Raw genomic sequence first — 21,608 nt, forward strand, 5'->3', positions numbered from 1 at the left:
ACAAGCAACTTCGACACTACCTGAGGACAACAACAATGATCATCTATGGTGTGGCACTGCTGGCGGTCTGTACGCTGGCTGGGGTTATCGTCGGCGACTTCCTGGGCGTACTGCTGGGCGTCAAATCCAATGTAGGCGGGGTCGGCATCGCCATGATCCTGCTGATCTGCGCACGCCTTTACATGCACCGTCACGGTGGCATGAGCAAGGAGTGCGAGTTCGGTGTGGGCTTCTGGGGGGCCATGTACATTCCGGTCGTGGTGGCCATGGCGGCGCAACAGAACGTGGTCACTGCCCTGCACGGCGGGCCGGTGGCGCTGCTGGCTGCGATAGGTGCGGTGCTGGTGTGCGGTGCGACCATTGCACTGATCAGCCGCAGCCACCGCGGCGAACCGCTACCCGCGGTCGAGGCGCCACCCCAGGCCAATGGGCATGCTGCCCCTGCAGGGGGGCGCTGAACATGTGGCCGATCATTGATAATGCCCTGGAACATAACGGCCTGATCACTGCCTTCGCGGTGGTGGGCGGCATCATGTGGCTGTCGGTGTTGTTGTCCAGGTACCTGACCTTCGGCCGCGTGCACGGCTCGGCCATCGCCATTGTCATCGGGCTGGTGTTGGCCTGGGTGGGCGGTACCCTCACAGGCGGCCAGAAAGGCCTGGCCGACATGGCGCTGTTTTCCGGCATCGGCCTGATGGGCGGGGCCATGCTGCGCGACTTCGCCATCGTTGCCACGGCGTTCGAGGTGCAGGCCACCGAGGCTCGCCGTGCCGGGATGATCGGCGCGGTGGCGCTGCTGCTCGGCACGGTCTTGCCGTTCATTGTCGGGGCGGGCGTGGCGTACGCCTTTGGTTACCGCGACGCGGTGAGCATGACCACCATTGGTGCCGGTGCCGTGACGTACATCGTCGGCCCGGTGACCGGCGCGGCGCTGGGTGCCAGTTCGGACGTGATGGCCCTGTCGATCGCCACCGGTTTGATCAAGGCGATTCTGGTGATGGTATTCACCCCGGTATCGGCCCGTTTGCTGGCGCTGGACAACCCACGCTCGGCAATGGTGTTCGGCGGTTTGGCGGGGACTGTGTCGGGTGTGACCGCCGGGTTGGCGGCGACGGACCGGCGGCTGGTGCCTTACGGGGCACTGACCGCCACGTTCCATACCGGCTTGGGGTGCCTGATGGGGCCGTCGATCCTGTACTTCTGTGTGCGAGGGTTGGTGGGGTAGACAACCGGGCTGCATGGCAGCCCGTTGGCTCAGTGGGCCTGGCTCTGGGCAGCCGGTGCAGGGTCGGCGGGCTCCAGCGGCGGATGCTCTTGCGCGGCATGCATCAGGTCTTCGGTTACCCGCAGTTCGGCACCGGTGGGCGAGAACGTGGTCGAGGCGGCGAAGGGCGCCGGGTGCTCTGCCGCCGGGCGCTTGCCACGGCGCCACATGAAGAAGCACAGCATCGCCAGGTTGACCACGGCAAACGCCCAGAACAGTCCGGCCTCGCCAAACTCGGTCATCATCGGCGAAATGGCCACCGGTGCCATGGCCGAGCCCAGTGAGTTGATCAGCAGCAAACCCTGGATCATCGGCACCAGCGCATCGGACGGTGCGCGGTCGGCGGCATGGCTGACCGCGACCGGGTACAGGGTGAACACGCCTCCGCCCAACAGGAACAGCATGGCCGGCAGCAGGAACGAGTCCGAGGGCAGGAAGACCGTGACCAGTGACAGCACAACGCACAAGGCGGCCAGCGCCAGCAGTACGTCCAGGCGGTCTTTGCGGTCCGACCAGCGCCCGACCGGGTACTGCAACAGCATGGCGCCAAGGATGACCCAGGCCATCATGTTGCCGACTTCGCCCACCTCCAGGCCGATGCGTTGCAGGTACAGCGGCAGCAGGGCATAGATGCCGGCGATGGCGACGCCCGAGCCGAAACAACCCACCAGGCCCGAAGGGGCCACGCCCAGCAACTGCCGGGGCTTGAGGGGTTCGACCTGCTCTAGCAAGGGCGATACCCGCGGCAGGATCACGATGGGCAGCACCGACAGCGCGGCGAGCACGCCGGCCAGCATGAACGGCGCGGTATCGCCCAACTGGGTGATCTCCCCCAGGCCGGCCTGGGCGATGACCCCGGCGCCATAGAAGGCGATCATGTACAGCGCCAGCAGGCGGCCGCGGATTTTCGCGTCGCCGGCCAGCAGCAGCCAGCTTTCGATCACCAGGAACACGCCCACGGCGGCCCAGCCGTTGATCAGGCGCAGCACCGACCACCAGGTCACGTCGTAGAACAAGCCCTGCAGCAAGATGGTCACGGCAATCAGCGAGGCGAAGCTGGTATAGGCGCGAATGTGGCCGATGCGCAGGATCAGCCGGTCGTTGAAGATGGCGCCCAGTGTGAGGCCGATGAAGTAGGTCGACGAAACGATGCCAATGGTGGTGGCAGACTCACCGGCAGCGCCCAGGCGCAGGGTGGTGAGGGAAGACATGAAGCCGTTGCCCAGGGCGATGATGAACAGCCCGAGCAGGGGCGCCAGCGCCATGGCCAGCAAACGCGGAGACATAGGTACCTCTGGTTGGATGAGCGGAATGAGCGCCTTTTCGGACGCGCACACCGGCTCGACCCCGCAAGGGGCGAGTAGCTGCACGGATGCGACCTGGGCAAGACTCAACCGCTGGGCCGTAGGGGATGGGGCCGGGCGGGGAGGGTTGAGCCTATTTCACATGGTGGGCATGTGTTCAGGCACGGACTCTGTCATTGCTGCTGGTTGCCACCGTTGACGGCGACGGGCGAAAAGGAAGCGCGATTCTACGGGGTTGCGAGGGTTTGCCCAAGGGGCCTGGCCCTGCGACGAGACGCCGCAGGCAGCCAGGCAACTGCGCCCGGCAGCTAAGGCTGCACCCGGGTATCGATACTGACCACCACCGACATCCCCGGCCGCAACTGCCGGGCGGGTGGCTGGTCGGCATCCACGGTGATCCGTACCGGTATCCGCTGGGCGATCTTGACGAAGTTGCCGGTGGCATTGTCGGCCTGCAGCAAGGCGAACTCCGAACCGGTGGCCGGCGAAATCTGCTGCACGTGCCCGTACAGCTTCAGGTGGTTCAGCGCGTCCACGGTAAAGCTCACGGGTTGGCCGATGCGCACATTGGCCATCTGGGTTTCCTTCATGTTGGCGATGACCCACAGGGTGTCGGGCACCAGCGCCATCAACTGTGCACCTGAATTGACATAAGCACCCAGGCGCGTGCCGATCTGCCCCAGTTGGCCGTCACGCGGGGCGGTAACCCGGGTGTTGTCGAGGTCGATGCGCGCCAGCTCCACGGCGGCCCTGGCGTTTTCCACAGCCGCTTCGAGCGCAGCCCGGTTGACCACCACGGTCTCCCGGTCCTGGCGGGCGATTTCCAGCGCGGCCTTGGCCTGGGCCAGGCTGGCGACGGCAGCTGCCTCGTTGGCGCGGGTCACGTCCAGTTCGCTGCGGGAAACCGAGCCGTCGCTGACCAGCGCCTGATTGCGGCGCAGGTCGGCCTTGGCTTTGGCCGCCTGGGCCTGGGCATCGCCAATGGCGGCCTGGCGCTGGGCAATGGTGGCTTCGGCGCTCTTGCGCTGTTGCAGGTTGTTGGCCAGGGCTGCCTGTTGCTGCTGCAACTGGGCGAGGGCCTGGGCCAGGCGCTGCTTGTAGATACGGTCGTCCAGTTGCACCAGCAGGTCGCCGGCCTTGACGAACTGGAAGTCGTGCACGGGCACGTCGACGATGTAACCACTGAGTTGGGGGCCTATCAGGGTGACCTGCCCGCGCACCAGGGCGTTTTCGGTGCTTTCGATGGCACTGCTGAAGGGCGGCAGGCGCCAGGCATACAGCACCAGCAGAACACCTGCCAAGGCCACGGCGGCAAAGCAGATCGAGGACAGCAACCGCACCCGCCGCGTGCGTACTGGGCTACCCGGCTCGCTGGGCGGCGTTGTGCCTTCCGGGGTTTCGGCGATGGCGGTGGTGGTCGTGGTACGGGTGTCGTCGGTCATCGGGTGGGCACGCCGGGGGTGGAGTCGGTGGTGGTGGCCTGGCGTTTCGAGTACCAGAGCCAGGTGCTACGGATGCAGATCCAGATCATGGTCAGTATGGCGATGCTGCCGATCAGTACGAACACATCGTTGTAGGCCATGACATTGGCTTCGCGGCTGGCGGCCGTGGCCAGCAGGCGCATGCCGGCTTCGGTGCGCAGGGCCGGGTCGGCGAGGATGCCACTGTAGGCTGCTGCACCGCTTTGTACGCGGGCATTGACCAGTGGTTCCAAATAACTCAGGTGGTCCATCAGGTGGCTGGAGTGGAACTTCTCCCGCCAGGTCTGGAAGGTGCCGAGCAGTGCCGCGCCAACCAGGCCGCCGACGTTGTTGCAGATGCCGAACAGCACCGAAAAGCTGACCAGGTTACGGGGGTTGGCGCGCACATGGCTGATACCCAGGGCCATCGACGGCCCCAGGAAGAAGGTACTGCCAAAGGCCAGCAGAAACTGGCTGAAGTACATTTGCGCCGGGCGCGTGAGGTTGCTGGAACCGCTGTCGATGAATGCACCGACGGCCATGGCCAGCAAGGACACGAACAGCGGGATGATCAGGTGGTTGGGGTTTATGGTCAGGGCACTGCTGGCCAGGCCCGCCACGGCACCCAGCAGCATGATCCAGTACAGGCTGCGCATCTGCTCGCTGCTCATGTTCAAGGCCTGCAGGAAGCCTACCGCCCCTGTGGATTGCTCCGAGGTGACCATGCGGATCAGCACCACGCACAGGGCCAGACGGATGATGGCGCCACTGCCAAGCCAGCGGGTCATCAGCAACGGGTTGCGGCGGTTGTGTTCGATGGCCAGGCCGCTGAGCATCAGCGCAATCGATGCCGCCAGCGCCACGCCGAGCCACGGGGCCTCCAGCCACCAGTCGATGCGCCCCAGCGACAGCACGGCACAAAGCAGGGCGGTACCGCTGGCCATCAGGGTGAAGGTCAGGAAGTCCAGTGGCTCGAAGGTTTTGAAGCGGTCACCGGGCGGCAGCTTGAGCAGCAGGACACAGCCCAGTGCCGCCAGGGCCAGCCCGAGCTCGAACAGGTACAGCCCGCGCCATTCGGCTATCTGCAGCAAGTCTTCGGAAAAGATCCGCGCCAGGGGTAATGCCAGCTGCGAAGCGCCCAGGCCCAGTACCATGGCCTTCAACCGCCACTGGGCGGGGAAGGCCTGGATCATATAGTACAGCCCCAGCGAGCTGAGCGCCGCCCCCACCATGCCGTGGGCCGCGCGGACGGCGATGGCCGAGTTGAGGTCGTTGACCAGCAGGTGGGCGAAGGTGACCAGGACGTATAGGACCAGGAACACCTCGGTGAAGGCGCGCAAGCCGAATTGTTGGCGGAATTTCACCAACAGCAGGTTCATGGACACGTTGGTCATCACGTAGGCCGCTGGAAGCCACGCCATTTCCGCCGTGGTTGCACCTAGCGCGCCTTGCAGGAACATCAGGTTGGCGGTGACCAGCGCGTTGCCCAAGCCACCGGTAATGGCTACCAGCAGGCCGACCACGCCATACGCCAGGCGTTTGGCTGGCGAATGCAAAGGCGTGGAAGGGGAGCCTGGCAGGGTGGGTTTTTCGTGGGGTAGCCACGCGTGTGGGGCGTATTTGTCCATGGGGCAGACTGTACTTGAGCGGCGCTTGGTGCTGCTAGGTGCAGGCTTTGGTTTTGAGCATATTGTGCGTTGCCGGTAGCACCGTATTCGCGGGTGGCACCGAACCCGACGCGGTGGCTGGCACCGGCTGCGCCGGTGTTCGCGGGCACGCCCGCTCCCACAAGGGAGCGGGTTTACCCGCTAAAGGGCCGGGGCTGCTGGCTGACGGGGGCGTCAGAAGTCTACGCTGGCGGACAAGCGCAGCACCCGTGGTGTGCCTTGGGTCAGGTAGTTGTTGGTGGTCGAGGCCGACGCCCAATAGGCCTTGTTGGCGACGTTCTCCAGGTTGGCCCGCAAGGTCACCCATTGCTCATCCAGCTTGAAACGGTAACGTGCGCCGAGGTCGACCCGGGTCCAGGCCGGGATGTTCAGGCTGTTGCTGGCATTGACGTACTGGCCGCCGGTACGCAACACCCGCGCATTCAATGCCGCGCCGGCGATGCCTGGAACGTCCCAGTCCGCGCCCAGGTTGTACTGGAAGCGCGGCACGCCCGGCGCACGGTTGCCGTCGTTGGCGCCATTGGCAGTGTTCTTGAGCTCGGTGTGCATGAACACTGCACCGGTCAGCAGGCGCAAGCCGTGCACCGGCTCGCCGAACACATTCAATTCCACCCCTTTGTTGACCTGCTCGCCGTCCATGCTGAAGGTGTCGCGCTCGGCACCGGCGCTGCGAAACGTGGTGCTGTTGGGCTGCTCGATGCGGTACAGGCCAAGCGTTGCACCAAAGCTGTCCCAGTCCAGCTTGACCCCGGCCTCGACCTGCTTGCTGCGCCTGGGCGGGAACACTTCATTGGCATTGGTCACGCTCGACGGGGCAGTGGGGCCTTGTGCCAGGCCCTCGATGCGGTTGGCGTAGAACGACACATGCTCCCACGGCTTGAGCACCAGGCCATAGACCGGCGTGGTCACCGACTCGTCATAGTTGGCGTTGCGCTCACCGCTAGCGGTAGACCAGCCGTCGACACCGATCGATTGCCGGCGCACGCCCAGGGTCAGCAGCACACGGTCATCCACAAAACCAAGGGTGTCGGACAGCGCCACGCTCTTGACCCGGTTCTTGCCCACGATACGCGGGTCGTGCAGGTCACTGCCCGTGTACGTATTGGTCGGGCGCGGCACCTTGACCGGGTGGTACAGGTCGGTGGCATAGCGGTTTGCAGCAGCAACTGCGGCGTAAGCCGAACGTTGTTCGCCCCACATGCCCGAAAGCCCGACGTTGAGCCGATGGCTGACCGCCCCCGTGGCGAACTGGCCATTGATGCCGGCCATGGCGCTCTTGTTGTCTTCATCGTGTGGTGAATAGAGGTAGCCACCCCGCGCAGTACCGTTGGCGTCGCTGACGTACAACGAGGAGTATTCGCCGTTTTCGCGAGTGTGCTTGGCCCCGGCACCGGCATAAAGCACCCAGTTGTCGTTGAGGTCGTATTCGGCGTTGAGCATGCCGTAGGTGTCTTCCAGCTGTGACCAGGTCCACGGTTGGGCGTAATTGTCGCGCGCCGAGGGGGCATGGGGCACTTTGCTGCCGGTTGGGTAGATCACCGCCCGGCCCTGGTTGATGCGTTCTTTCTGGTAACCCAGGTCGGTGGACAGGCGCAGGCGTTCGCCCCGGTAGTCCAAGGCTACAGCTACCAAGGTGGCGTGCTGCGCTTCGTCGTGCACACCCGTGCCGCCGTCATGCTGGGCCAGGTTGATACGGGCGCCGAAGCGGTTGTCTTCACCAAACCTTTGGCCCAGGTCCAGGTGGCCGCCGACATTGGCGCCGGTGGCATAATCGAGGCTGACGTGGCGGGTTGGCGTGTCTGCGGCACGCTTGGGAACCAGGTTGACCGCACCGCCAATACCGCTGCCCTGGGGGGCGACGCCGTTCAGAAAGGCGTTCGGGCCCTTGAACACCTCGACGCGCTCGAGTGCTTCGGTGGTGATGATCTGCCGCGGTAGCACGCCGTACAGGCCGTTGTAGCTGATGTCGTCAGTGCTCAGTGGCAGCCCGCGGATGGTGAACACCTGCGAGAAATTGCCAAAGCCTGCCGACTGGCGCACTGCCGCGTCATTGAGCAACACATCACCCAGGGTACGCGCCTGTTGATCGGCAATGGTCTTGGCGGTGTAGCTGGTGACGCTGAACGGTACATCGCTGGTCGGCTGTTCACCAAGCACACCCAGGCGTGCGCTACGCGCCACCTGGCCGCCTTGCCAGGTATCGCCGCTGGCGGCCAGGTTGCTGTTGATGGTGGTGGCGCCCAGCTCCAGGGCACTGCCCAGGTCCACTGTCGGCGCCAGGGTGTAGCCCCCGCTGCCGGTGCTGATCAGGCTGTAGCCACTGCCGGCCAGCAGGCGAGCAAAACCCTCCGGCACACTGAAACTGCCCTGCAGGCCCTGGCTTTGCCTGCCCTGAAGCAGCGCCGGGTCGAATGACAAGGGCACCCCGGCATTGGCGGCGAAGCGTGCCAGCACATCGGCCAGCGGGCCAGCGGCCAGGTGATAGTCGCGGGTGGTGGCGTCGGCAGCGATCGCCGCTGGTGCCAGGGCGGCCATGGCGATGGCAAGGCTCAGTGCCTTGAAAGGCAAATGGGGCATTGGGCGAGGGTCCTGTAGGTGCAGAAAAGGGAGGTTCTGCACTGATCACCGGACGACGCCGGAAAAGGTATCAAAAAGCCTGTCGTTGATTCCCGTGTGCGCTGAGCCCGGGTCAGCTCAGGGGCTCGACCGTCACCCAATAGCGAGTCAGGCCCTGGACAGTTACCGGCAAGGTGTCGGCCAGCAGCCGCAGGCTGGCATCGGTATCGGTCACCGGAAAGGCGCCAGACACTTTCAGGCCGCGCACCGCCGGGTGGCAGCGCAGCACGCCCGGGCGGTAGCGGCCCAGCTCCTGCAACAGGTCGGCCAGGCGCATGTCGCGCGCCAGCAGCATGCCGTGTTCCCAGGCCAGGTCGCCTTTTTCCAGCGGGGTGGCGGGCAGTACACGGTCGGCATCGAACGCGGTGCGCTCGCCCGCCTTGAGCTGCACGCTGGCGGCGGCGTGCAGCGGGCGGTTGGCGACGGTGCCCTGCAACACCGCTACCCGGGTCAGTGCGCCGTCGATACGTACGCTGAAGCGCGAGCCCAGCGCCCGCGCATGCCCCTGCGGGGTGGTCACCACCAGCGGGCGCGGCGGGGTTGCCGGGTCGTTGGCGCTGGTCACGAGCACTTCACCTGCCAGCAAGGCGATACGGCGTTGCCGGGCATCGAAGCGGATATCGATGGCGGTGTGGGTGTTCAACAGTACGTGGCTGCCGTCGGCCAGTGTCAGTGAGCGTTGTTCGCCAACCGCCGTGCGGGCATCGGCGGCCCATTGCTGCCAGGGTGCCTCGCGCCAGGCCATCCAGGCTGCTGGTGCCGCCAGCAGCCACATCCCCAGACGCTGCAGGGCCTGGCGGCGGCTGACCGCACCCTGGCGGCTGAGCCGGCGCAAGGTTTCCCCGGTAACCGGCGCAGGCAGGCGGCGAAACTCACCGAGGATGGCCTCGGCGCGCTGCCAGGCCAGGGCATGCTGGCTACTGCGCTGGCACCAGGCCTGGACAGCGCGATGGTCATCGTCGGTGGCTGCGCCCGACTGCAGCTGCACCAGCCAGTCGGCGGCCTCGCCGAGGATCAGTGGGTCGATAGGTGGCCTCATTCGTCCATGCTCAGGCAGGCGAGGAAGGCGGTGCGCATGTCGCGCTTGATGGTCACCAGCGAAACCTGCAGTTGTTCGGCGATTTGCGCGTAGGTCAGCCCGTCCAGTTGCGACAGCAGGAATACGTGGCGAACCCGCGCCGGCAACTCGCGCAGCATGGCATCGATGCGGTACAGCGTTTCGAGGATCATCCAGCGGGTCTCGGCCGACGGCACTTCTGGTTCGGGCAGATGCGCGATGGCCTGCAGATACGCCCGTTCGACATCCTGGCGACGCCAGCGGTCTATCACCAGGCCCTTGGCAATGTGCGTCAGCAATGCCCGAGGCTCACCGCCGAAATAGCTGTTGCCCTGACGGCTGAGCAGGCGCAGGAAGGTGTCATGGGCCAGATCGGCTGCATCGCAGGCATTACCCAGCCTGCGCCCCAGCCAGCCCTGCAGCCAGCCGTGGTGCTCGGTGTACAGCGTCTGAACCTGCAGGTTGAGGGTGGGGTCGGCGGGCGGCATGGGGCGCGGGTTTCCGGGAAATAGGTGCAATTAGGAATTGATCGCATTCTATGCCCCGGGTTGCAGAACTGGCAATGTACAAAAGTGCGGGTACAGGCCCTTACAATGCCTTGGCCAGAAACGCCGCCGTGCGGCTTTCCTTGCAGTTGGCCACCACTTGCGGCGTTCCGCTGACCACCACCTTGCCCCCGGCAGCCCCGGCACCTGGCCCAATATCGATCACCCAGTCACTCTGCGCCACCACCCGCATGTCATGTTCCACCACCACCACGCTGTGCCCAGCCTCGACCAAGCGGTTCAGTTGCAGCAGCAGCCGGTCGATGTCTTGCGGGTGCAGGCCATTGGTCGGCTCATCCAGCACGTACAGGGTCGCGCCCCGGGCCATGCGTTGCAGTTCGGTCGCCAGCTTGATGCGTTGCGCCTCCCCCCCGGACAGCTCGGTGGCCGGCTGGCCCAGGCGCAGGTAACCCAGGCCGATGTCTTGCAGCACCTGCAGGCACCGCCGGGCCGGAGGCTGTTCGGCAAACACCTGCAGGGCCTGGTCGACGGTCAGTTGCAGCACTTGCGCAATGTTCATGCCTTGCCAGCTGACCGCCAGGGTTTCGGGGTTGTAGCGCGCACCGTGGCAGGTCGGGCAGGGTGCGTACACGCTGGGCATGAACAGCAACTCGACGCTGACGAAACCCTCGCCTTCGCAATTGGCGCAGCGGCCCTTGGCCACGTTGAAGGAAAAGCGGCCGGCGTCGAAGCCTTGCGCCTTGGCTTGTTCGGTGGCGGCAAACAGCTTGCGCACATGGTCGAACAACCCGGTGTAGGTCGCCAGGTTGGAGCGCGGCGTGCGCCCGATCGGCTTCTGGTCTACCTGCACCAGGCGCTTGATAGCCTCGAGCCCGGCGCTGACATGGCCGCTGCTGGTCTGTTGCGGTTCGTCTTCCAGGCTCTGCTCCTCAGGCTCGTCGCCTTGCCTGGCATGGCCCAGGTGCGCGCCCACCAGCTCCAGCAGGGCCTGGCTGACCAGGCTCGACTTGCCCGAACCGGAAATACCCGTTACCGCCGTGAAGCAGCCCAGCGCAAATGCCGCGCTGAGGTTGTCGAGGTTGTTGCGGCTGATGCCTTCCAGCTTCAGCCAGCCACGGGGCTGGCGTGGCGCACGCGGGGCCTGGGCCTGGGCGCCGAACAGGTAGGCGCGGGTGCAGGACTGTTCGACCTTGGCCAGCCCCGCCGGGGGCCCGCTGTACAGGATGCTACCCCCGTGCTCGCCGGCGGCGGGGCCTACATCCACCAGCCAGTCGGCCCGGCGCATGGTGTCCAGGTCGTGCTCCACCACATACACCGAGTTGCCCGCCTGCTTCAGCCGTTGCAGTGCCTGGAACAGCGCTTCACTGTCGGCCGGGTGCAGGCCGGCCGAGGGTTCGTCGAGTACGTAGATCACGCCGAAAAGCTGCGAATTCAGCTGGGTGGCCAGGCGCAGGCGTTGCAGTTCGCCAGATGACAAGGTGGGCGTGCTGCGCTCCAGGGCCAGGTAGCCCAGGCCCAGTTCGAGCAGGGTGTCGATGCGCTCCAGCAGTTCATGGGCGATGCGCTGCGCGGCCAGGCGCTTTTCCAGGGTCAGCTGGCTTTGCTGTGGCTCCAGGTAGCCTGCTGCCGCGACCTTGCGCAGCACCTCGGCCAGCGCTTGCAGCGGCAACTGCGACAGCTCGGCGATGTCCAGCCCGGCAAAGGTCACGCCCAGCGCTTCACGCTTCAGGCGTTTGCCGTGGCACAGTGGGCAGGCGCTGGGGCGCATGTACCGGGCGACGCGCTTGCGCATCTGTGCACTTTGCGAATGCATGAAGGTATGCATGACATAGCGCCGGGCACCCGTGAAAGTGCCCTGGTAGCTGGGCTCCAGCTTGCGCTTGAGGGCCTGGCGGGTTTGCGCCGGGGTCAGGCCGGCATAGACCGGTGCGGTGGGCGTTTCTTCAGTGAACAGGATCCAGTCGCGCTGGGCCTGGGGCAGGTCGCGCCAGGGTATGTCCACGTCATACCCCAACGTGACCAGGATGTCGCGCAGGTTCTGCCCTTGCCAGGCCATTGGCCAGGCCGCGATCGCGCGTTCGCGGATGGTCAGTGACGGGTCGGGCACCATGGTCGCCTCGTTCACCTCATAGACGCGGCCCAGGCCGTGGCACTGCGGGCAGGCACCCTGCGGGGTGTTCGGCGAAAAGTCCTCGGCGTACAGCATGGCCTGACCTGCCGGGTACTGCCCCGCGCGTGAATAGAGCATGCGGATGGAGCTGGACAATGTGGTCACGCTGCCTACCGAAGAACGGGCGCTTGGCGTGCCCCGTTGCTGTTGCAAGGCAACTGCCGGGGGCAGGCCTTCGATGGCATCCACATCCGGCACACCCACCTGGTCGATCAGGCGCCGCGCGTAGGGTGCCACCGATTCGAAATAGCGGCGCTGGGCTTCGGCGTACAGGGTGGAGAACGCCAGTGAGGATTTCCCCGAGCCGGACACCCCGGTGAACACCACCAGCGCATCGCGCGGAATATCCACGTCGATGTTTTTCAGGTTGTGCTCGCGGGCACCACGGACACGAACGAAACCGGTGGGGGGAGTGGAACGTGGCGGCATGGCGCTTTCCTTGGCGGTACGGGAAGCTCACGGTAGCAGCATAGTCGCTGACGTGGGTCAGGGTTTCGGTTCGCGGGTGCCAAGTACGTCGCGAATGTTGTCCACCACATTGCTGTCTTTGATCACATCGCTCAGCCAGCCTTCCAGCGGCATGTTGCCCCACTTGATGGCACGTTCTATCAGATACGGCACCGGGCTTTGCGGTTCAGTCTGTTTGAAAAACTGAGCGATGCCGGCCAGCATGCTGAAGGCTTCGTCCCGGGTCAGCGGGGTGGTACGCATGGGCGCAGGCGCAGTGGGCTGGGCGGGAGTGTTCATGGCTTCACCTGCCTGTTCGACGGGGGCGACGCTGGCTTCGGGTTCGTCGACCACGGGGGCTGGCGGCTGCAGCTCGACACCACGGTCTTTCAGCAGTTTTTCAGCCAGCTGGCTGGCCCGGGTCAGCATGTCGGCGAGGCTGGCAAAGCTCGGTGCCTCGTGGCCGAACAGTTGCTCCGCAGTGGCCTGCAGGCGTTTGCAGGCTTGCAGACTGTCGTTGATCTGCAGCGCCTTGTTGCGCAGGTATTCGGTGTCGGACAGCGCCACCGAGCGCTGGAATATCTCGGCGTTGATCTTGCCTTCGTTCAATGCGGTCTGCATGGCCTTGGTGTCGCGCAGGGCCAGGTTTTCCACAAGACGTGATTCGTCGTAACGCAACACGCCAAAATTCTGCCCTTGGGTGATGGGCAAGCCACCGGCGATGTCGGTGAGTGTGCTCTTGAGCCAGGACAACCGGGCCGCCCGCTCGTCAAGGCCCTCTTCGAGGGTTGGGTACAAGTTTTCCCAGAACGCCTGCAGCAACTGTTCAGTCAGTTCCAGGCCGAAGGTGATGCCTTCGAAGTGCGCGCGCTGGGCCAGGCCTTCGCTGAGCCAGGCTGCCAGCATCAGGTCCTTGCTGTGTTGGGCGAGGCCCTGGGCAGACAAGTTGATCACCTGCTCCCAGTCGGCGGTTTTCAAATCGGTTTGCCAGTCGCCCTGGGTCAGGTAGTCCGGGTCAGCCCGGCGCGCCTCCTTGATCTGGTCGAACAACGCAGAGAAGCTCAAGTCTTCGCCACTGCCACCTTCGATGGGTGCGACCAGTGCGGCCAGCGAGAGGTCATTGAGAATGTCAGGCATAAAGCACTCAGGTTCTGGCTAGTGAACAGCGTGCCAGGCTGGCTGGCACGCTGTGAAGGATGGGCCGCTGAAGCGGCCCTGGGCATGCAGGTAATCAGGCGAAGACTTTGTTCGCGGTGCGGTCCCAGCCACCGACGATGTTGCCGCCGGCCTGGCCGTCGGTACGGTTCTGCTGGGTGTAGGTGGTTTTGATGCGGGCGAAGTTGAAGGTGATTTCTTCGATCGGCAGGTCGCTGACCGCCTTGTCTTCACCGGCCTGGTTGCCACCGGCAACGAACCTGACCGACGACACCACGACTTCTTCCATGTCGATGGTCAGGTAGGTGACCTTGTCACCACCGGCGCGGTTGACGTTGAGCTTCAGCTTGGCAATGTGTTTGCCGGTGCAGCAGTGCTCGAACAGTTTGGCCGATGCCTTGTCGACCGATTTGCGGATCTTGAAGTCGCTCAGGGCAACACGCTCGGACGACGCGCCGCCCGAGGAGCTGGCAGTCGCCGAGGTCGCCTGGGTGGCGCCGTACTCGTAGCCCAGCACTTCGATCCAGTCCTTGTGCTTTTCGTCCAGTACTTCGCCTGGGATGCCGTCGATTTGGATATACGCGTCAAATGCCATTGTGAAACTCTCCATTAACAACTGGTAAAGGGTTGCTCATGCGACCCTTGGTTTTTCACCTCGCCAACAGGGCGGCAGAGGTAGCGTGCCGCCACCCGGTGCTCCTCCTGTGAGCCCAGGTAGCCGGTTGGTGCGGCGCGCGCTCAGTTGAGCCCGCGCACTTCGATTTCTACCCGGCGGTTGGGCTCCAGGCATTTGATCAACTGGGCCCGTGCCTGTTGCATGTCACAGTTGACCAACGGTTTACGGCTGCCTTCGCCTTGGGCCACCACCAGTTCGGCTGGGACGCCCTTGCCGACCAGATAAGTCCGAATGGTTTGCGCCCGTTGTTTCGATACCTGCAGGTTGCTCTGGCTGTCACCGAGCTGGTCGGCGTGGCCGGAGATGACGATCTTGCCGATATTGGGCGTGTTCAACAGTTTGCTGGCGATGGCACTGAGTTGGTTCTGGCCCTCGCTTTTCAGGCTCTGGAAATCTGCCCGGCCAAAGGCGAACAAGGTGTCCGATTCCAGCGTGATGGTCTCGATCGCGCGTAGCGACTGGGCACGCAGGCTGTCGATGTAGTTGCGCGAGCTAGAAATCAGGAAGGCGTTGTCGAGAATGCGCGGCACATCCGTTTCGCGGATCTGGTCGGCATAGAAGGTGATCTGCCGGCTGGCGTACAGGTAGTCCTGGTCGCCCTTGCCCTGGTTGGCCTCGGACAGGCTGTGGCCGGTGTGCCGAGCGATGGCCGGGTACCAGTAGTCGGGCAGGTGCGCCTTGAGAAACGCTGGGTCGGCCTTCTCCCGCTGTGCGGGCGAAAGCATCACGTAGGTGTCCAGTGTCGCCTTGCCGAAATCGGCGATCGACTGGGCGCGGTTGTCATGTGGCAGGGCTTCGGCCTCCACACTGTCCACGCCGCTCACCGGTTGCAATTCGCGGGTATTGCGTTGGTAGACCTTGAGTGTGGTCAGCAGGTAGAGCGTGCGGGTGAGGTTGTCTGCGGTGGGCTTGAGCATCACCTGCTGCAGGGTGGTGAAGTAACGGTCGCGCAGCAGCGGCTCAACCTGATGGCCCTGGTACAGGCCCAGACGCAGGCTGAACGGTACACCCTGCTCACGGTGCTGCCGGTAGTAATGGGCGGCCCAGAAGCGCAGGCGGTCCAGGCTGCGCCAGGCGGCGTACTGGCCAGCGGCAGCCTGGTCCTGGCGCTTGGCCTCGGCCAGCTCGCTCGCGATGCTGCCCAGCACCGCACGGTTGTTCAGGTACGACCAGCCCCACAGGCTGCACAGCACCAACCCGGCGAGGCTGGCACAGGCCACCCAGGCGGCCTTGCGCCGGCGCTCGCGGTGGTTGCTGGTGTACAGCGCCACCAGGTGCTGGTCGGGGATGATGACCTTGCGGAACAGGCTGTTGATGAACAGCGGCGCAGGCTGGCTGCCTGCGCTGACCGCCCCTTCGCCGTATTCCAGGGCAAAACGCTCGGCAACATGCTGGCCATGGCTGCCCCACAGCGCTTCATCGGCCTGCAAGGCGGCAGTGAAGTAGAAGCCACGCAGCATTTCGGCATTCTGGTAGGGGTTGGCCCGCAGCAGGCTGTCGACGAACGCCTGCAGCCGTGGCTTGATTGCGGCCAGCTCCAGCGGGAAGCGGTAAGCGGCGTCGTTTTGCCGCGTTACCTGAATGTCCTGCTGCACCAGTTGCTGGCTGGCAACCTGCTGCCAGTAGCGGGTCAGGTCGTCCATCGCCTGGCCAAAACGCTGGCCCCAGTCCGCCTGTTCGTAGCCTTTGTGCGCGAAGGTCTTGCCCATCACTTCGCCGCGCGCGGCCTCATCCAGCTGGCGATAGAAGGGGGTGAAGCCGGGTATCAGGTCGCACTTGGTGAATACCAGGTAGATCGGCAGGCGCACTTCCAGCAAGGCGCAGCTTTCCTGGATGCGTTCGCGCAAACGCTTGGCCACCCGCTGCTGGTCTTCGGCCGAGCCGTGCACAACGTCGGCGATGCTGACACTGACGATCAGACCGTTGAGCGGGCAGCGTTGCCGGTGCTGGCGCAGCAACTGCAGGAAGCCACGCCACTTGCCGGCCTCTTCCGGGCTGTTCATGTAGCGCCCGGCAGTGTCCAGCAGCACCGCTTCAGAGCTGAAGAACCAGTCACAGTTGCGCGTGCCACCCAACCCTGCGACGCGTGCACCTTCGCGCTCGGCGTAAGGGAAGTTGAGGCCGGACTGCAGGATCATGGTGCTCTTGCCAGCGGCGGGCTGGCCGATCACCAGGTACCAGGGCAGCGCGTACAGGGCGTCTTTGGCAGAGGTGCCGCGTGGCGTGTTCTTGTGCAGGCGCTCGATGCCCTGCAGCAGGCGCTCGCGCAACAGGCTGACCTCCTCGCGGTCGGCCGGCGTGGCATTGAGTACAGCCTGGTCGGCGTCGTCGCGCAGCAAGCCTTCGAGGTTGTGATGCTGGCCGGCGCCACGGTACAGCAGCAGGACGTAGCCCGCCGACAGCAGCAGGAAAGCCCCGATGCCAGCCAACAGGCTGTGCAGCGAAGCGAAGCCCAACGCGCTGCCGATCGCCCATACCAGGAAGATCACCAGGAAAAACGCCACCCCCAGCAGATAGGGTTGGTAACGCAGGCAGTAGTACTTGATCTTGTTCATACAGGCGTCGCATCCAGCGCATCGACGAATTGCTCGATAACGCGTTCAAGGGGTAGATCGAAGTCGTGTTGGCCGCGGGCCGATGCCGCAGGGCCCAGTAGCGCCAGATGCTGCTGGGCTTCGGCACAGCCGCAGAGCAGGCGATAGGCACTGCTGGCGTGGCGTGACGGGAAGCAGAACAGGCGCGGGTGCATGAAATCGTCTGCCAGCAGGCTCACGGCTGGCGTATCTGGCTGCCCGTTCATGTGGCACAGCCAAGTCAGCCATAGATCGGCTGTAGGGTTTTTCAAACCGCGCTCAGCGGGGAGGGGCAACTCAATGCCACCCTCGAAGTCACTGTGCAGCGCCGGCCGGCATGCGCGCAGCCGTGTCAAAGCGGCGGCGCTGTCGAAACCTGGCCAGGAGCCGTGCAGTGCACGCGCGATATCGGTGAAGCTGAAGTCACGCAGGAACTTGGCGTGCACCCGGCGGAACAGGTCCAGGTCCTGGGCTTGCAGGGGGCGCAAGGCCTTGACCCGTTCGAACAGGCGGGTGCCGTCGGCACCTTGCACGGCCTGGTGCAGCAAAGGCTTTATCTGCGCGCAGAACAGCTCGCCCAAGGTGAATGGGTTGCCCAGGGCCATGCCTTCCTTGCCCTTGAGCAGTTGGTAGATGAAGAACGGATAGCGCCGGTTACTGGCGTCACGCGAGCTCAACAGCCCGCCCAGCAGCCAGTTGCCATTGCGTGCGCGGTAGGTGAAGAAGCACATCGGCAACCCATCGAACAGTGCCTGCCAGTCTTCGCGGTGGCGCATGGCCGCCAGCGAGGTCTGCAGCCAACTGTCGAATTCGCAGACTTCCTCCGCCGCGCCATGCAGGCTGACGAAGTCTGCGCTCGATGGCAGTTTGCCGAAGCAGCCGATCATTGGGCACTCCTGTCGTTGAGTGCGCTTAGGGCCTTGACCTGGCTCAGGTCGGTCAGTTTTACCCCACCGAAGTTGCGCACCACCAGGCTCACTCGGCCATTGGCGGTGTTCCAGCTGAAGCGCTGCTGGATGCCGTCGAGGTCGTCGACGCGGGCGCTTTCGTTCATGCGCAGCAGGCCCCAACGCCCAGGGAAGTCGAACACCGTTACCCGTGCGCCACTGAGCGTGACCACATCCAGGCGAGCGCCCGGGGCGTTGCTGGTGCCTGGCCAGGCGAAGCGGCTCCAGCTGCTGCGGCCGTTGCGGTAGTGCTGTTCCTGCCCATCGAGGGTGAACACGATGTCGGTGAAGTTGGCCGAGGGCTCCAGCATGATTTCAAAGCCGTTGTCGCGGTCTGACAGGCTGGCGATCACCTGGCCTACCGAACTGGCCCGGTCGATGCTGTTGAGCATGCCAGGGTTGACCAACGCCGGTGCCTTGCCATCACCCACGCCCAGGCCTTCGCCGCCGGCGAGGTTGCCGATTTCGTTGCGTTTGAAGGCCGGCAGCAGCCCCGAGTCAGGGTCTACGAAACGTTGCAGGTCTTTGACCGAGGCTTCGTTGCGGCTACCACCGGCAATCGGGTAGCGGTGCGCCATGACCTGCTGCCAGGGCTTGGCGATCTGCTGCGCCCAGGCTTTGGCGATCTGCTGGCCGGCCGGGTCACGCAAGGTCGCCCAGGCGTACTGGATCGGCAGGTTGAACAAGCCTTGCAGCGAACGCGACAGGCTGTCCTGGCTGGTGTCGACGCTGGTTTCCACGTAATTGCGTACCGTGGTGACCTCGCTTGGCTGGCCTTCCAGGGTTTCGCTGATCAGCTGCTTGCTGCTTTTGCCGACATCCTGCGACCGCTGGATGTTGTTCATGCGGACCTTGAGCTTGCGCAGCGCCGCCAGATAGCGGTCCATGATGGTGCTGTCGGCGCCTTCGGCGTTGTTCTGGGCGAATACACGGGCAACCGGTTCGAAGCGCTTGGCGAGGCTGCCATCGTCCACCGCCGGCAGGGCCGGGGCTACGTTGGCAGGCAGGCTGTCGTTGGCGTCGAACAGCCCGGTAACCTTGCTCCAGAAACCGTCATCACGACCAGTGCCGGCCGACGGTACTTCGCGTTTGACCGGCAGGTCCCACTGGGTATTGTCGTTCACAGCTTGCAGCAGGTTCTTTACGGGAGAGTGCTGAACGTCGCTCAAAAGCCCCAACTGCTGGGTCGCCGATGCCAGGTCGGCGAAGTGGCGCACGCCCACGCTACTGACCATCTTGTACCAGGCTTGGGTGTAATCGCGCTTGTAGCGGCTCATGAATTCGCGCACGAAGTTGGCCTTCTGCACCAGGGCATCGCCGCCGTCGCCGTCCAGTACCCAGTCGGACTCGTTGCGCAAGTTGCTCGATACCAGCTTGATCAGTTCAGGCTTGACGAACGTATCCCAGCCTTGGCGGGTATAGATCGCAGGTACCCCGGCCGACCCGTACAGCAGTGCGCGCCCAGGTTGAGGCACAAGGTCGTTGAGGCTCAGTGCCGGGAATTGGCGGCTGGATTCGAGTTGCAGGCGCAGGTATTCGCGATCGACCAGCGAACTGGAAATCATGAACGACTTGAGGTTCTGCCGGGTTTCGTTGATCAGTTGGTCGTTGCGTGGCAGTGAGGGCGCCTGGCCCTGTTCCAGCAACTGCACGTACAGCGGAGTGTTTGCGGCGATCACGTCGGCGCTGGCGGGGGTGCCTTCGCCGGCCGCCGCGGCCCAGGCCTGTGGCAGGCTTGCGGCAATGAAGGCCGGGTCTGGGTGGGCATCGGGTGCCGTCAGCAGCAGGTACAGTTTGAGCGTGTTGTAGGCATCGATGATCGAGGCGACTTGCTGCTCGTCGAGGCGCCCCAGCATCTCTTCGGACAACGACAGGCCACCGGTGGTCGCGGACAGCTCGGCGGCATCGCTGGCTGTGGCCAGGTTGACCTTGGCCGCATGGGCGCCTGCGCGGGTGTTGGCCAGCGCGGCCTGCGCTTTGGCTGCAACCGCTGGGGCCAATGGCTTGGCGTTGCGCTTTTTCGGCGGGGCCGGGGTGAACTCCAGTGACTGGTTGATACCCGCGGCGAAGGTATTGAACGCGCGCATTTGCACTTGCAGGCTACGGGCGATCGGTTCCAGGGCCTGGCTGCGCAATTGCGCCAGATACGCGCTGCGGGTCACCTGGTCAACCGCCTCACCGTGGTACAGGCCGGCGCTGAGGCGCAGCGGCACGCCTTGTGTGCGATGCGACTCGACAGTGGCCATCTGCTCGCGCAGCACTTGCAGGCCTTTGCCCGCGGCCAACTGCTGCTGGCTGTCTTCGGCCTGGCCTATCTGCGCCAGCTGCAGGCGCAGATTGTCCAGCCATTGGCGGTTGTTGACGAACGACACTGCCTGCCAGCTGACAAGCAGCACGCCGGCGGCAACGGCAAGGCCCAGCAGCAGCGGGCTGAGCCCCGCCTGGCGGCCTTGGCGCGAGTGATACAGGCTGAGGTCACGGTCGGGGAAAATGACCCGGCGGAAGGTGTCGGTAATGAAGTAGCTGCGGTTGCCCGTTGTCGTGCCAGCCTGTTCGGCCTGGCCATCCTCGGCCGCCTGCAAGGCGAATTCGTCGGCGATGGCGTCTTCGTACACGTGCCCCAGTTGTTGCCCGGTCTGCAGGGCGCTGGTGAAGTACAGGCCGCGCAGCATCAGTGGGGCGCCGCTGCGCTGGCCGTGGGTGAAGTGCCCGAGGAACTGCTCGAGCACACCGCCCAGCGCGGCGAAGTATTGCGGGAAGTTCAGCAGCGTGCTGTCGGCTGCAGCGCCCAAGGCGATCACTTGTGCGTCGACGTGCTGGCGAATGTGGCTGTGCAGGTTGCCCAGGCGCGCTTGCAGCACGGCCTGCAGGCCTTGATTGCGGATTTCCGACAACGCGAAGGTCATGCCCAGCGGTTGCTGGCGTTGGTGCAAGTCCAGGCCATCGAAAGCCTGGCTGAAGCCCGGCAACTGGTCGGTCTTGCTGAGCATCAGGTAGAGCGGTGGGTTGGTGTCGAGGCACTGGGCGTATTCTTCCACCCGGGCTACCAGCTGCGCTGCCAGGGCATCACGCTCTTCGCTGTTGGCGGCCAGCAGTTCGGGCAGGCTGACCACGAGCACCAGGCCATTGATCGCTGCCTTGCCGCGCTGCTTGCGCAGCATGCGCAGGAACGCCGAAAACTCGCTTGCCGACTGGTCGTCACGCAGGTAACGGCCGGCGGTGTCGATCATCACCGCGTCGGGGCTGAAATACCAGTCGCAGTGCTGGGTGCCACTTTCGCTGTCGTTGGCGGTGGCGATACTGGCTGACAGGCCGGAGTGGGTCAGCAGCGAAGTCTTGCCTGCCGCCGACATGCCGACCACCAGGTACCAGGGCAGGTCGGACAGCGCCGATTTGCCACCGCCGCCGGCGGAGCGGTCGGTGCGCAGCATGCTGATGGCATGCTTGAGGCGCTCGCGCAGTACCTGCTGGTCACGGAACTCGCCGGTGGCATTCCACGAGCGGTCGACTTCGATCTGCAGCAGGTTCTCCAGGTTGTGCTCGGCACGAATACGCTGGTACTGGCGCAGCACGACGGCCAGCAGGAAGCAGGCGCTGATGATGGCCAGGGCTTCGGGCAGGTGCTGCTGCAGCCACGGCAGCAGCGGCGACACCAGCCAACAGACCAACAGGCTCCCCAGCCACAGCAGTAGCAGCAGAACCCAGAAACTTTTCAAGAGGCGCAGTAATGTTTTCATGTCTTCCTGACTCGGCTACCTGAGGTGCA

Annotated in this window: 14 protein-coding genes; 2 read left to right on the forward strand and 12 right to left on the reverse strand. The window is 64.7% G+C overall.

All coding sequences use genetic code 11. The features are described 5' to 3' along the window. Positions 1 to 35: 35 nt before the first annotated feature. Both madL and madM read left to right on the forward strand, forming a co-directional pair. Positions 36 to 458, forward strand: a complete 423-nt coding sequence (madL, locus tag FPB55_RS10960; RefSeq protein WP_009686721.1) for a malonate transporter subunit MadL — start codon at positions 36 to 38, stop codon at positions 456 to 458. 2 nt (positions 459 to 460) lie between these two features. Then, on the forward strand, positions 461 to 1,225 hold the full coding sequence (gene madM / locus FPB55_RS10965) for a malonate transporter subunit MadM (RefSeq protein WP_009686722.1): 765 nt from the start codon (positions 461 to 463) through the stop codon (positions 1,223 to 1,225). A 29-nt stretch (positions 1,226 to 1,254) separates the two neighbouring features. Here madM and FPB55_RS10970 read toward each other — a convergent pair whose 3' ends face one another. The 12 genes from FPB55_RS10970 to FPB55_RS11025 all read right to left on the reverse strand — a co-directional run bounded on the left by FPB55_RS10970 (position 1,255) and on the right by FPB55_RS11025 (position 21,579). Next, positions 1,255 to 2,550: an MFS transporter gene (locus FPB55_RS10970; RefSeq protein WP_009686723.1), complete on the reverse strand. Its 1,296-nt coding sequence runs from the start codon at positions 2,548 to 2,550 to the stop codon at positions 1,255 to 1,257. A gap of 326 nt (positions 2,551 to 2,876) precedes the next feature. Beyond that, on the reverse strand, positions 2,877 to 4,010 hold the full coding sequence (locus FPB55_RS10975; RefSeq protein WP_125854806.1) for an HlyD family secretion protein: 1,134 nt from the start codon (positions 4,008 to 4,010) through the stop codon (positions 2,877 to 2,879). Beyond that, positions 4,007 to 5,656 (reverse strand): MFS transporter, encoded by a 1,650-nt coding sequence (locus FPB55_RS10980; RefSeq protein WP_029887240.1) that lies wholly within the window; start codon positions 5,654 to 5,656, stop codon positions 4,007 to 4,009. Before FPB55_RS10980 ends, FPB55_RS10975 begins: the two co-directional genes overlap by 4 nt. 213 nt (positions 5,657 to 5,869) lie before the next feature. Beyond that, positions 5,870 to 8,272 carry a TonB-dependent receptor gene (locus tag FPB55_RS10985; RefSeq protein WP_125854807.1) on the reverse strand — a complete coding sequence of 801 codons (2,403 nt, stop codon included), beginning with the start codon at positions 8,270 to 8,272 and terminating at the stop codon, positions 5,870 to 5,872. A 112-nt stretch (positions 8,273 to 8,384) separates the two neighbouring features. After that, positions 8,385 to 9,350: a FecR domain-containing protein gene (locus FPB55_RS10990; RefSeq protein ID WP_009686727.1), complete on the reverse strand. Its 966-nt coding sequence runs from the start codon at positions 9,348 to 9,350 to the stop codon at positions 8,385 to 8,387. Continuing rightward, on the reverse strand, positions 9,347 to 9,856 hold the full coding sequence (locus FPB55_RS10995) for a sigma-70 family RNA polymerase sigma factor (RefSeq protein WP_009686728.1): 510 nt from the start codon (positions 9,854 to 9,856) through the stop codon (positions 9,347 to 9,349). Before FPB55_RS10995 ends, FPB55_RS10990 begins: the two co-directional genes overlap by 4 nt. A gap of 100 nt (positions 9,857 to 9,956) precedes the next feature. Then, complete coding sequence (locus tag FPB55_RS11000) at positions 9,957 to 12,473, reverse strand: excinuclease ABC subunit UvrA (protein ID WP_144188144.1); 2,517 nt, start codon at positions 12,471 to 12,473, stop codon at positions 9,957 to 9,959. 57 nt (positions 12,474 to 12,530) lie between these two features. Continuing rightward, entirely contained in the window at positions 12,531 to 13,628 is a 1,098-nt protein-coding gene (gene tssA / locus FPB55_RS11005; protein WP_115294039.1) for a type VI secretion system protein TssA, read from the reverse strand. A 94-nt stretch (positions 13,629 to 13,722) separates the two neighbouring features. Beyond that, positions 13,723 to 14,241 (reverse strand): type VI secretion system tube protein Hcp, encoded by a 519-nt coding sequence (locus FPB55_RS11010; protein ID WP_029887856.1) that lies wholly within the window; start codon positions 14,239 to 14,241, stop codon positions 13,723 to 13,725. A gap of 143 nt (positions 14,242 to 14,384) precedes the next feature. Further along, positions 14,385 to 16,877, reverse strand: a complete 2,493-nt coding sequence (tssM, locus tag FPB55_RS11015) for a type VI secretion system membrane subunit TssM (protein WP_144188146.1) — start codon at positions 16,875 to 16,877, stop codon at positions 14,385 to 14,387. Next, entirely contained in the window at positions 16,874 to 17,782 is a 909-nt protein-coding gene (gene tagF / locus FPB55_RS11020) for a type VI secretion system-associated protein TagF (protein WP_029887854.1), read from the reverse strand. Before tagF ends, tssM begins: the two co-directional genes overlap by 4 nt. Beyond that, a complete protein-coding gene (locus FPB55_RS11025) occupies positions 17,779 to 21,579 on the reverse strand; it encodes a type VI secretion protein IcmF/TssM N-terminal domain-containing protein (protein WP_125854809.1) in 3,801 nt (1,266 codons plus the stop codon). Before FPB55_RS11025 ends, tagF begins: the two co-directional genes overlap by 4 nt. Between the last annotated feature and the right edge of the window lie 29 nt (positions 21,580 to 21,608).

Origin of the sequence: Pseudomonas sp. BJP69, from assembly GCF_007633355.1 — a bacterium.
GTDB classification, from domain to species: domain Bacteria; phylum Pseudomonadota; class Gammaproteobacteria; order Pseudomonadales; family Pseudomonadaceae; genus Aquipseudomonas; species Aquipseudomonas juntendi.